Source organism: Nostoc sp., from assembly GCF_036917615.1.
Classification (GTDB): Bacteria; Cyanobacteriota; Cyanobacteriia; order Cyanobacteriales; family Nostocaceae; genus Nostoc.
On sequence record NZ_JBALCZ010000070.1, the window covers coordinates 135703 to 147268 of the forward strand.

The 11566-nt window shown below is 42.1% G+C and carries 12 protein-coding genes and 1 pseudogene; 4 read left to right on the forward strand and 9 right to left on the reverse strand.

The window, feature by feature from the left end; translation table 11 throughout:
• Positions 1 to 193: 193 nt before the first annotated feature.
• Positions 194 to 388, forward strand: coding sequence for a DUF2256 domain-containing protein (locus tag V7K85_RS26345; RefSeq protein ID WP_094350216.1), 195 nt, complete (start codon positions 194 to 196; stop codon positions 386 to 388).
• Positions 388 to 1341: an isoaspartyl peptidase/L-asparaginase gene (locus V7K85_RS26350; RefSeq protein WP_334818066.1), complete on the forward strand. Its 954-nt coding sequence runs from the start codon at positions 388 to 390 to the stop codon at positions 1339 to 1341. Before V7K85_RS26345 ends, V7K85_RS26350 begins: the two co-directional genes overlap by 1 nt.
• Positions 1342 to 1483: 142 nt before the next feature.
• Here the strand turns inward: V7K85_RS26350 and V7K85_RS26355 are convergent, their stop codons facing one another.
• From V7K85_RS26355 to V7K85_RS26390, 8 genes and pseudogenes are all read right to left on the reverse strand, one after another.
• Positions 1484 to 1774, reverse strand: coding sequence for a DUF29 family protein (locus V7K85_RS26355; protein WP_334818068.1), 291 nt, complete (start codon positions 1772 to 1774; stop codon positions 1484 to 1486).
• Between the two features lie 152 nt (positions 1775 to 1926).
• Positions 1927 to 2055 carry a type II toxin-antitoxin system HicA family toxin gene (locus V7K85_RS26360; protein WP_334818070.1) on the reverse strand — a complete coding sequence of 43 codons (129 nt, stop codon included), beginning with the start codon at positions 2053 to 2055 and terminating at the stop codon, positions 1927 to 1929.
• Between the two features lie 89 nt (positions 2056 to 2144).
• Entirely contained in the window at positions 2145 to 2372 is a 228-nt protein-coding gene (locus V7K85_RS26365; RefSeq protein WP_334818072.1) for a type II toxin-antitoxin system HicB family antitoxin, read from the reverse strand.
• 47 nt (positions 2373 to 2419) lie between these two features.
• Positions 2420 to 3772 (reverse strand): bifunctional UDP-N-acetylglucosamine diphosphorylase/glucosamine-1-phosphate N-acetyltransferase GlmU, encoded by a 1353-nt coding sequence (gene glmU / locus V7K85_RS26370; protein WP_334818074.1) that lies wholly within the window; start codon positions 3770 to 3772, stop codon positions 2420 to 2422.
• Between the two features lie 165 nt (positions 3773 to 3937).
• Entirely contained in the window at positions 3938 to 5170 is a 1233-nt protein-coding gene (locus V7K85_RS26375; RefSeq protein WP_334818076.1) for a response regulator, read from the reverse strand.
• 735 nt (positions 5171 to 5905) lie between these two features.
• Positions 5906 to 6109: pseudogene (locus V7K85_RS26380) on the reverse strand (hypothetical protein); the annotation flags it as partial.
• A gap of 179 nt (positions 6110 to 6288) precedes the next feature.
• A complete protein-coding gene (locus V7K85_RS26385; protein WP_334818078.1) occupies positions 6289 to 6744 on the reverse strand; it encodes a pentapeptide repeat-containing protein in 456 nt (151 codons plus the stop codon).
• A 429-nt stretch (positions 6745 to 7173) separates the two neighbouring features.
• Positions 7174 to 7320, reverse strand: a complete 147-nt coding sequence (locus V7K85_RS26390; RefSeq protein ID WP_334818080.1) for a hypothetical protein — start codon at positions 7318 to 7320, stop codon at positions 7174 to 7176.
• A gap of 29 nt (positions 7321 to 7349) precedes the next feature.
• On the opposite strand from V7K85_RS26390, the gene V7K85_RS26395 reads away from it, so the two are divergent.
• Positions 7350 to 8171 (forward strand): sulfurtransferase, encoded by an 822-nt coding sequence (locus tag V7K85_RS26395; protein WP_334818082.1) that lies wholly within the window; start codon positions 7350 to 7352, stop codon positions 8169 to 8171.
• 422 nt (positions 8172 to 8593) lie between these two features.
• Here V7K85_RS26395 and V7K85_RS26400 read toward each other — a convergent pair whose 3' ends face one another.
• The gene (locus V7K85_RS26400) at positions 8594 to 9895 is read right to left on the reverse strand and encodes a hypothetical protein (protein ID WP_334818084.1); all 1302 of its coding nucleotides are present in this window, start codon (positions 9893 to 9895) and stop codon (positions 8594 to 8596) included.
• Between the two features lie 561 nt (positions 9896 to 10456).
• On the opposite strand from V7K85_RS26400, the gene V7K85_RS26405 reads away from it, so the two are divergent.
• Positions 10457 to 11566, forward strand: a 1110-nt coding sequence (locus tag V7K85_RS26405; protein ID WP_334818086.1) for a FecR family protein, incomplete at its 3' end; no start/stop codon positions are given.

The following is an 11566-nucleotide window of genomic DNA, read 5'->3' on the forward strand; positions in this document are numbered from 1 at the left end:
AATTTACAGACTTATTTAAGAGTTGAACCATTTGCCCATAGTTTTGTATTCCCAGACAAGTAGCTAAAAAATAATTCTAAAGATAGATTGACATTACATTTGTTCGGCGAAAGTATCCTCCCTTCATAGCAAACTGGTTATAATTATTTTCCATCTCTCTCAGAAATCAAATTCTCATCTACACAGTATTTATATGGGACGTGTTCGTTCTAAATCTGACCTACCTACAAAAATCTGTCCGGTATGTCAACGTCCTTTCACATGGCGTAAAAAGTGGCAAGATTGCTGGGACGATGTGAAATACTGCTCAGAACGTTGTCGTCGTCGCCGTTCTGAAGCTCAAAATGAAACTAACCGCAACACAGACGCAAATAGCGCAAGGGATTAATGGAGTCACAGGTGCAACCTAAATTAATTATTCATGGCGGGGCTGGTAGTTCTCTCCACGGTAAAGGCGGATTGGAGGCGGTGCGCCGATCGCTCCATACAGTAGTAGAACAAGTCTATTCTCTGCTATTATCCGGAGCAACTGCCTCTGAGGCGGTGGTGCAGGGTTGCCAAATGCTCGAAGATAACCCCCGCTTTAATGCTGGTACTGGTTCAGTACTGCAATCTGATGGGCAAATCCGCATGAGTGCTTCCCTGATGGATAGCGCATCAGGGCGATTTAGTGGTGTGATTAATATCTCGCGGGTGAAAAATCCCATTGAGTTAGCACAATTTTTACAAAACTCTCCAGATCGAGTCCTATCAGATTTCGGATCGGCTGAGTTGGCGCGGGAAATGCAACTTCCCAGCTATAATGCTTTAACTGATTTGCGGTTACAAGAGTGGATACAAGAGCGCCAGGATAATTTTAAAAGCACAATGGCTAACGTGGTAGCAGAACCGGAAATCTTAGAAACCAGTAATGCTGGACGCGGTACCATTGGCGTGGTAGCTTTAGATGCCTATGGTAAGCTAGCTGCTGGCACTTCTACAGGTGGTAAAGGCTTTGAGCGGATTGGAAGGGTAAGTGATTCTGCAATGCCAGCAGGTAATTATGCTACTAATAATGCTGGTGTTAGCTGTACTGGGATTGGCGAAGACATCATTGATGAGTGTTTAGCCCCACGGATTGTAGTACGTGTCACTGATGGTATGTCCCTAAAGGATGCCATGCAGCGATCCTTTGGGGAAGCCCAGGAGAACAAACGGGATTTGGGAGCGATCGCCTTAGATGCTGGTGGAGCGATCGCTTGGGGTAAAACCAGCGAAATCTTACTCGCCGCCTACCACGACGGCGAAAAAATTGGTGACACCTTAGAATGGACTGACAACAAACTGATCGGCTATTGTTGAATCAGTTTCAGCGCTTCGGCGAAAGTTTCTTGTGGTCAACCATTGCGGCTAATTCTTCGGTTTCATAAGGCCCTTTGCTGCGGAACGCAGCGCGAACAAAAGCTTCTAGCGCCGCTCTTTTCAGTGCAACTTGATATCCTTGTTACAGAATATCGATTAATTCTGGTTGATTCAAGTAAAAACCACCGGATTTGCGGCGCTTGTTTATTTTGTTGATTTCACGCACCGTATTTTCTATCGAAACATCCCAAGAGCGAGTAGAACGTTTTTCAGCCTTTTGTTTAATTAAATGGATGAGAAGAATCACACCATAACTATCAATTTTATTGATTTTGTTACTGAGGCTCATTTCTTCTAACTCATCCACTAACAGAAGCGCCTCATGGATTTTGCCTTGTTCTAGAAGTTGCCTCAGTTCTAGCAATTCTTTCATATTAAATTGTGTTCGTCTTGCTCTGATGGCTCAAATGGGACAAGCTAAAACCATACAAACGATTTGATTGTACTTGAGCGGTAAAATAACTAAGATATAAGGGTGCATTAGGAACCTAATCCACAATGAAATTGCTTAATCTGCACCTTCTGCTAATTCACCTCAAAAAGAGCGCGTGGCAATCCTGACTGGCGAATAATAGATCGTAAAGTGCCGGCACGAAGCTCGTCATAATTAGGAATAGGAACGGTTATAGTTGAGTCTTCTGTTCGCTGCTGCATGATAATATGGCTACCGCGCTGGCGTACTTGCACAAAGCCATGCAGCTATAAATATTTGACACACTTCTCTACTTGAAAGAACGCGCAGCTTACCCAACACTTATCTCTAGGCGCGTGATAAATACTTCTGTAATTAGCCGATCTTGGACTTCAGAAGGGTCAGCTGTCTCAAAAAATAATTCCAATGCCTCAACTAAATTACTGCGTGCTTCTTCGATGGTGTCGCCTTGGCTAGCAATATCGAATTCTGGACAAAGCGATACATAGCCCTTTTCCTCACGCTCAATAATCGCGGTAATTTGTTTTGTTTTCCTCATCTTTTACCTATAGTTCAATCAGCTAATCTGATGATTTAATTATCGCTTTATTGGCTCTTCTTGCGCCAAGCAGGTTTCACTATCTGACGACTACGAGCAATCACCAGAGAATCATCAGGAACATCTTCTGTAACAGTGGAACCAGCAGCCACGTAGACATCATCTCCCAACGTGAGTGGAGCAACTAAAACGCTATTGGCACCAGTTTTTGTGCGATCGCCTATTTTGGTACGATGTTTCTTCACGCCGTCATAATTGGCAGTAATTGTACCGCCACCAATATTCACCTGATTGCCGACAACGCTATCACCTATATACGACAAATGTGCCGCATTCGTGCGATCGCCTAATTGCGTATTTTTCAATTCCACAAAATTCCCCACCCGGCAACCAGCACCCACCTCTACCTGACCGCGCAAATGAGCATAGGGACCAATTCGGCTTCCTGCCTGCACGGTGCTATCTGTTACTACTGAATACTGGACTGTGACATTTTCAGCCAAGTGACTATTTTCAATTAAACTTCCCGGCCCAATATGACTTCCTGTTTGAATCACCGTATTTCCCCGCAGGTGAGTTTGGGGTTCAATAATTACATCTGGCTGTAATTCCACTGTTTCATCAATGGTGATGCTTGTAGGGTCGATCAGGGTGACACCAGCTAGCATCCATTTTTCCTTGACTCGTTTTTGCAAAATTTCAGATGCTGTTGCTAGTTGCAAGCGATCATTAATGCCGAGAATTTCTTGGTAGTCTTCAACATCCACTGCCATCACTTGTCCGACCTGAGTTACGGCATCAGTGAGATAGTATTCTTTTTGGGCATTGTTTGCCTGTAGATGGGGCAGCACCTTTGCCAAATCTTGCCAGCAGAAGCAGTAAACTCCAGCGTTAATCCGGTGATTTTGTCTTTGAGCAGCAGTACAATCCTTATGTTCGACCATTTGCTGCACAATATTTTCATCGTTACAAAAAACTCGCCCGTAGCCCGTGGGGTCAGGTAGGTGCGAGGTGAGAATAGTGGCGGCGTTTTGATTTCGGGCGTGAGTTTGTAACATCTGCTGGAGGGTTTGGGTGCGTATCAACGGTAAATCGCCGTTAAGTACCAGCAAATCCCCAGTGTAGTCTTCCAAGTGAGGAAGTAATTGCTGGATGGCATGACCTGTCCCCAATTGCACAGTCTGTTCGACAAACTCCAAGCTCTTAATTGAATACATGGCAGCTTGCACTTCCTCGGACTGATATCCCACAATCACGATTCGCCGTGAGGGTGAAAGTGGTTCTACACTTTCGAGAACTCTCTCGACTAGCGATCGCCCACCCAAAGAATGTAAAACCTTGGGTAAGCGTGATTTCATCCGTGTGCCGCGTCCGGCGGCTAGAATTACTACAACTACCATAATTAGCTATTAGCTATCAGTGAAATTGTGATTAATGCTGTTGGTACTTTAAGATCTAGGCTTAAATCATACCAGCTAATCATAGAAGACTGAAATATACAATGAGTTAGGATAATACCAATTCTTATTCATTACGGCAGCGACAAAATCCCCTACTCTTACTCCCTAAAGTTTTTCCTGACAAGAGCGAATAAACTCTGTAAACTGCTGCATTAGTTTAGGATTTCGCCAACCGGAATCAGTTTCTTCTTGCATCATTGAAAGTGCCTCTGTTGAAGTAAAAGCTTTTTTGTAAGGCCGTTCGCTCGTCAGAGCATCGTAAATATCAATCAACTGAAATACTTGTGCCAGGTAGGGAATATCATCCCCCTTGAGTCTATCAGGGTAGCCTGAGCCATCCCAGTGTTCGTGGTGATGACGAATAATGGGAATTACACCTCGCATACTGCGTAGTGGCCGACAGATTTTTTCTCCAATCAAAACGTGCTGCTGCATGATCTGCCAATCTTCGGGGGTAAGTTTGTCTTTTTTCAAAAGTACTGCATCGGGAATACCCACCTTACCGATATCGTGGAGATAACCACCCCACCTCAAATCTCGAATTTGGTAGCGTGAGAGGTTGAGGTATTCACCAAAAACTTGTCCCAGTTTTTCCAGGCGTTCACAATGGTTGCCCGTATTGGGATCGCGACTTTCAATCGACATGGCAATAGAAAATAGTACTTGTTCGGCATGGTCTAAATCTTCGTTCAGACGCTTCTGCTGCACCAAGGACTTTACACGCGCCGCCAGTTCCACACGATCAAAGGGTTTGGTGAGAAAATCATCTCCCCCAACTTCAATTCCCCGAATGCGCGATCGCCTGTCATTTAACGCCGTAATAAAAATCACTGGGATTAACCTAGTCTGCTCATCCTGCTTGAGCAATTGGCACACTTTAAATCCATCCATTCCTGGCATCATTACATCCAGCAAAATCAAATCTGGTTGTTTTTGAGTTACCAATCCGACAACGATGGAACCACTGTCCGCCTCAATCACTTCATATCCTTCCATCCCCAAGAGGGCAACAGCAGTCATGCGACTGGCGGCATGATCGTCAACTACTAAAACCTTCGGCGGATCTAAATCAAACTCATTCACTTTAGAACCTTTGGCTTGTAGTATTCTAGAAACCAATGAATCATCACCACAATTAACATCAGCTTTTATCCAAGAAGACACTGCTTGACTATCTTCAAGCATAAGGTCTTGTTGAGATAAGCCTAAAGAATAACCCTCCGCATTTTGCGATCCTACGGCATGATTTGAACCGATACTCTTCACTCTGCTAATGAGGTTTGACCCACTAACAATTTGTTCTGTAAAGCCTGTATGGTTGGATTTCCATTGAATCACAAAGGCACTCCAAATTTTTGCACAAGTTAACAGTGTCAGATTTCAACAACAAATTTAATATTCGACTATATCTGAGCCAGAGTTTCCATAGGGATTATGCATGATGTCAAGCTGCCTATCTGAGTTTTTCGCAGCATGTATTTTTTATGTTACGAACAAAAGGTATCTTGTTGTCAAATTTTTTGCTTCTAATTCCAGTATGATGAATTGGCACAAATGTTAAATCAGGCTTTTTACGGATATTTTTTCACCTAGCGACCTCAGAAAGCGTTATGATTGCTTGCTTTCTATTGAGATATAGGGTTTTGAATTTCAAATCTTTATGGTAATTATTAGCTATATGTGTTTTTACTGACTTATTTATATTAATACTTAATCACTGTTAAATTTATGTAATATTGAATACTACCACATAATTAAGCCATTTGGCTTGTAAAAACTTGTTGGCTGAGTATCTAAAAAGTAATAGGACTTAGGCATCATACATATGTACTGTACAAAATTTGGGCTTTTGAGTCATATCTAGCACCCAACACAGTAAATATGCGATTAAATCAGCGTTAGACCGAAAGGGACATTTTGCGTAATACACATTAGAGTTAGTTTGTAAAGTACGTAAGTACTAGGGAAATTAGAATTTTTGGCAAAAAAAATATCTAACTTTTCTGGAATTAAGAACTGAGGATGAGGCTTGTAGTTGCCGCAGCTACGCCTGTCGTAGACATCGCAACTGAACTACAAACTAGTTCCCATAAAATCCCTGCCTTGTGTTCCCAACAACCACCTTTTTTGCCAACGGGAGGTAGGTTCCAGGCAAAAGGTTTGTTGCTCTTGTTGTCGCCGCATCACTATGACTTCGGTTGAATTGCTCAATTGAGGATCGCGATAGGGAATAGCAGCATAAGTTAGCAAGTGTTCTTTTTCAGCTTGGGAGAGGGGGGAAGAGAGAAACAAAGGTGAAAGAACCATCTGCTGTGAGCTTAGGTGTAAAATTTTCTAAGTCTGACATTTTATAACAAATGTGAATTCTTTGAGAGCTTTGTCGTGAGATATTTATTATCAGTGTTGGGTTTCGTTCCTCTACGAGCGATCGCACTGATTCTCAACCAACAACAGTCTCACCAGTCGTGATCGGAATCGATCACGGTTCCATCCTCCAATACAAGACCTCGGACGCGAGTACCAGTCCAGTCAACATTACTCACATGCTTGGCACCACTCATATTAGTGTTACCCAGCCAAGTTTGGGTGATAGAAGCGGATCGCAATTCAGCACCACTCATGTCAGTATTCATGAACTCAACAACATCCAAATAAGCTTTAGTCAAATTGGCTCCACTCAAATTAGCACGAATCAATTTGCACTGGCCCAAGTCGGCACTAGTCAGATTGGCGTTACTCAAATTGGCATCAGTAAGATCAGCACCAGCCAAGATAGTATCAGTAAAGTTGGCTCCACTCAAATTGATTCCACTCAAGTCAATATTAATAAAAACATCTTCTATTGGTTCGGAGACGCTGATATTAACATCACTGAGATAGCAGACCGCTAAAATCTCTCTCTCCAGCAGCATATCTTCTTCTCAATTCTTCTCCATCCATAATTTACCTCCCATATTAATCAACACATTTAAAGATAACCCACAAAATCTCTGAAACACTCTCTTCGACCCCACCAATCCATTTGACCTTACCTTCCAAATTACTGACCTCCCCACAGGACAACTAGCCGAAGCCAAATCATTGATCGCACTTAAATAATATTTGCAAAATCTCATGATAGAATAACCGCAATGTGCTGTTATAAAAGGTTATATTTATCGACCGTGACCGCTTATTTCAAGAATTAATTTCTACATTTTTCATTGAATTTATCGCGCTATTTTTGCCTACTCTTACCTGCGATATTGACCAAAAATCGATTCAATTTTTACCAGCGCACCGTTAAAATCGACATCAGCAATATTGCCCCTGGAACCGTTGCTACCTCATACTTCGACCTACTAGGCTCGTGCAAAAGATGATAAAGTCATCATTGGTAAGGTCATCCTACTCGACAAAGACCTGATTAGCCCGATCGCAACTGGTGACAGCGCCACCACCAACCAAGCACAAACAGTGGTAATAAATCGTATTTGTGCCAGTTGCATAAGTCCTCTAAGATAATGCCCAATTCCCAATGCCCAATTCCCAATTTGTTGTTTCGCCAGCTTGGCTATTTGAACATCTAGAAGATCCGCAAGTCGTGATTGTGGATTGTCGCTTTTCTTTAGCCGATCCACAACTAGGACAACAACATTACCAAACAAGTCATATAGAAGGTTCATATTACCTAGATTTAAATCAGGATCTTTCTAGTCAAGTAGCTAAACATGGCGGGAGACATCCTTTACCTAACCCCAATCATATAGCTAAGAAATTTGCGGCCATTGGGGTAAATTACCAAAAAAGTTTAGTTGTAGCTTATGATGATTCGCGCTTTGCCTTTGCAGCTCGTCTATGGTGGCTGTTGCGCTATTTAGGACATGAGCAAGTAGCAGTACTGGATGGAGGCTTTGCTGGATGGCAAAAAGCTGGGTATTCTGTTACAGATGTTATTCCTCCCCCGCAGATGGGTACGTTTGTAGCTCAAGTACAAACAGAAAAGGTGGTAGATATTACAGCGGTGAAAAGCCGGAAAGATAGCCACGAGGTAGTATTGGTAGATTCAAGAGAAAGCGATCGCTACCAAGGTGAACGAGAGCCTATTGATAAAATTGCTGGTCATATTCCTGGTGCAGTGAACTATCCCTGGCAAGAAGTTACAGACTCTTCCGGCTACCTAATCCCTCAACCAGAACAACGCCGTCGGTGGGAAAAACTAGAAACAGCCGAGGAAATCTTGGTTTATTGCGGTTCTGGCGTTACTGCTTGTGTGAATTTACTTTCTTTAGAATTAGCTGGCATTAGCAAGGGTAAACTTTATGCTGGTAGCTGGAGTGATTGGATTTCCTATTTATAGTTAGGAGTTAGGAGTGAGAAGTTAATAATTAAAAATTCAAACTCTGCCAATTTTAGATTTTGAATTTCGGCTTGAAAGAAAAATCTAAAATCTGTCTTGGAAAGTGATGCTCCTCTCTTACAAAGTTATGATCCGATAGCGCAGCGTTAGCGAGTCCGCGAGCGTCGGAAGCCTCGGCTCAGACTTTGCGCTACGTCGAAGAGGCTGCGCTAACAGATCGCCGGAAGCCGGCGCACCCTGCGGGAAGCAAGCTACCGACTTTCCGCAAAATCTAAAATCCAAAATTGAATGAATCCTAAGCTAATGAGCATTTAAGTTGGATAAAACTAGGGCTGAATCCCTTACTACAAGTAAATCAGTCTGAAAAAATGAATGACGATTAGCTTAACTCCTAACTCCTAACTTCTAACTCCTAACTCTTATCAAAACTGACCTAATTGCAAACTGTAACTAATACTGAAGAACCAACCATCAAAATCAATGTCTTCGGCGGTTGAACTACCTAAACTTACTCCAGCCTGCACATTCATATAAATGGTATCGGATATTTGGTAATTTAAGTGCCCGAATATCCGATGAAATTGGTCTTCTCGATCGCGCTGTGTAAAGTCCGAGAAGTTCGCTTGGTAGTCAATACCAACCTGGAGAGGCTTTTGCAAGTAGTAGTTCAAAGACACCCAAAAGGAATTGATTATCCGATTACGACTTAGGGGATCAGCAAAATTTACACTCAATTCGTAGAAGCTATCTAGCGTTAATTTTGAAGTTAAGGGATCTCGCCGTCCCAAAGACAGTTCGAGGGAATTCTCATTTAAAAAGCGATCGCCTGCTTTAAAGCTATCAAGGCGATCGCTGTTATTGGCATAAAATAACTGTTGATTGCTCAAACTTATTTGACCGTACATTCGCTGCGATAGCTGCTGGTAAATACTAAGATTGAATCTTACCTGGTTGTAATGGTATTGTGACTGATTTATATAACGAATGAGATTACCATCAATTGAAGCGTTTAAATAAGTCTTAGATCCCAAAGGGAAATATGTAGAGGCTAACCTCAGTCCAGAAATAATGAAACCATCTTCTATTGGACTATCATTTGAGGAAAAAATATTATTTGTTTGGAAGTAGCCCACACGGGCCTGTAGATAGCCTATGGGTTTAAAGCTAACTACGGATTGTTCTGTTGGTGTGGGTGGCTGCTGTTCTAGGGGTAGTAACCGCACACGCAACCCCAATTCGTGATTGCTATCAGACTCAGGTGGTAGTTTTGGCGATCGCAGCAGCTGTATTAGCCTCTCTAGCCTTTGGGACTGATTTATTTGAGGTGCATTCAACAGTTGCTCTTTTGAGTCTGGAGGAGATGTAGGCAAATTACTTGGTTGCGATTCTAATTGTGGCGGGTCATTTTGCTTTTGAGTATTTTCAGGTTTTTCGGTTTGGTCTGGGGCTTGAGTTCTTTGTGGTGTTTGCTGTACCAGATTTAACGGCATTTGAGAGTCTAAAGGATGCGACTTACTAGACTGCTTGCACAAAGAGTTAATTGCCTCTTGCTGCAACTTCTGACATAACTGCTGATAATTTACCTGTGTGCTTATTAAACTGTTAGGACGCCAAATATCTGTATTTGCAGATTCTGCCGCATTTACTCTAATGCAACACCAGCTTCCACCACTGGATGCTAACAAAATACAAAAAAACAAATTCTTCCAGTTTTTGAGTCGCATCTAGTTAGATCGCGTTGATCGCGTTTGGCAAATATAGACCTACAAGCTGTATCGAAAGTTCCGATTCAGAATATACAATTGAGTGTATCTATTTTAACTTTGTAGGTATATACTGAAACTACAAACTAAAATTGCTGCTTTTCGGATTTTTCCCAGATTTTTTTGCAAAACTGAGATGCTCCGAGGAAATCTTTGCTGACCTTTAGTGAAATACAGCCAGTGAGTCATTTCACAACAGATCCCTAAAAAGTTCTTGTCCTGCATAACTGATGAACCTGTGGCTAATCTGATTAGAAAGGATTATCTGTAAGGTACTCCTCATTTAATTGTTTATATCAACTACTAGCTAGGAAATCTGTCATAGACTTTATTGCATACAATGTAAGTTTCAGAAGAGAAAGCTAAATAAACTAAACACATCGTTTATTTGTTATCTATTTTATGTATTAGATGTCAAGTAAAATTCAAATAATTTTGCTGAAAAAACTAACTTTAACAATTAACAACAGCTTAAACCTTTAACTCATTTAGTATTAGTTTAAGTTGACAAATTATCAAATTATGTTTCATAAATCTTTTCCACTATTAGTGATTGGTTTATGGGGAGTTATAGTACTGCCTTTGCCAAATCGGGTAAGTGCCATAACTCCTCTGACGCGAGCGGAGATTCAGAACCTCCGCAACATAGTACAACTCATACCCAAAGATAAACTCAAGAAGCGTCCTGCACGTAAATCAGATGCAATGATTCCTGGGGATGGATTGTCAACTGGTCGAGCTTCCCTAGCAGACTTGCGGTTTAATGACGGCTCTTTGGCACGAGTGGGGGAACAGGCTATATTTCAATTTTTACCAAAGACTCGCAGCTTTAGACTGTCAAACGGAACCGCATTGCTGCTTATCCCACCTGGAAGGGGACAAACAGATATACAAACGCCAAGTGCAGCAGCAGCAATTCGTGGTTCAGCATTATTTGTACGTTATAACCAACAAACGGATACCACGATTGTGGGTGCGCTGACAAATAGCGGCATTGAAGTTTCTAATAAGGAAGCTTCTCAAACTAAGGTGCTGCAAGCAGGACAGATGATGGTTATAGTCAAAGGTAAATTTCAGGGCTTATACGATTTTGATCTAAGAAATTTTTATCAAACGAGCGATATGGTTCGGGGACTTGATTTGACTAGGCAAAATCCTACGCCCACGGCCGACCCAGCGATCGCTAGCGTTCAAGCTGAAACTGCTGTGGCTTTGAAGGCACAGTCGCCCATAACAGGCCAGGGAGTAGTTGAAAACCCATCTTTTTTACAGTTAACCGTTAGTCCTTCTAATTCGTCTAGCAACGACATTATTACAAAAGATTCCCCAATAGATCCTATTGAAGATAATTCCCTATTAAATTCCTTTGAACACAAAGGACAAGTCCCGTCAAATACTGAGCAGTATCCTGGGAAAAATAACCCTAGTACGCCAGTAGTTCCGCCAGTAACTCCGCCAGTAATTACGCCAGTAACTCCGCCAGTAATTACGCCAGTAACTCCGCCAGTAACTCCGCCAGTAACTCCGCCAGTAATTACGCCAGTAACTCCGCCAGTAATTACGCCAGTAACTCCGCCAGTAATTACGCCAGTAACTCCGCCAGTAATTACGCCAGTAACTCCGCCAGTAATT

What these genes read in the sequence shown, in the direction of transcription:
- V7K85_RS26350 (WP_334818066.1), top strand. Translation starts at nt 388, where the DNA reads ATGGAGTCACAGGTGCAACCTAAATTAATTATTCATGGCGGGGCTGGT.
- V7K85_RS26365 (WP_334818072.1), bottom strand. Translation starts at nt 2,372, where the DNA reads ATGAGGAAAACAAAACAAATTACCGCGATTATTGAGCGTGAGGAAAAG.
- V7K85_RS26385 (WP_334818078.1), bottom strand. Translation starts at nt 6,744, where the DNA reads ATGCTGCTGGAGAGAGAGATTTTAGCGGTCTGCTATCTCAGTGATGTT.
- V7K85_RS26360 (WP_334818070.1), bottom strand. Translation starts at nt 2,055, where the DNA reads ATGCAGCAGCGAACAGAAGACTCAACTATAACCGTTCCTATTCCTAAT.
- V7K85_RS26355 (WP_334818068.1), bottom strand. Translation starts at nt 1,774, where the DNA reads ATGAAAGAATTGCTAGAACTGAGGCAACTTCTAGAACAAGGCAAAATC.
- V7K85_RS26390 (WP_334818080.1), bottom strand. Translation starts at nt 7,320, where the DNA reads ATGCAACTGGCACAAATACGATTTATTACCACTGTTTGTGCTTGGTTG.
- glmU (WP_334818074.1), bottom strand. Translation starts at nt 3,772, where the DNA reads ATGGTAGTTGTAGTAATTCTAGCCGCCGGACGCGGCACACGGATGAAA.
- V7K85_RS26400 (WP_334818084.1), bottom strand. Translation starts at nt 9,895, where the DNA reads ATGCGACTCAAAAACTGGAAGAATTTGTTTTTTTGTATTTTGTTAGCA.
- V7K85_RS26395 (WP_334818082.1), top strand. Translation starts at nt 7,350, where the DNA reads ATGCCCAATTCCCAATTTGTTGTTTCGCCAGCTTGGCTATTTGAACAT.
- V7K85_RS26345 (WP_094350216.1), top strand. Translation starts at nt 194, where the DNA reads ATGGGACGTGTTCGTTCTAAATCTGACCTACCTACAAAAATCTGTCCG.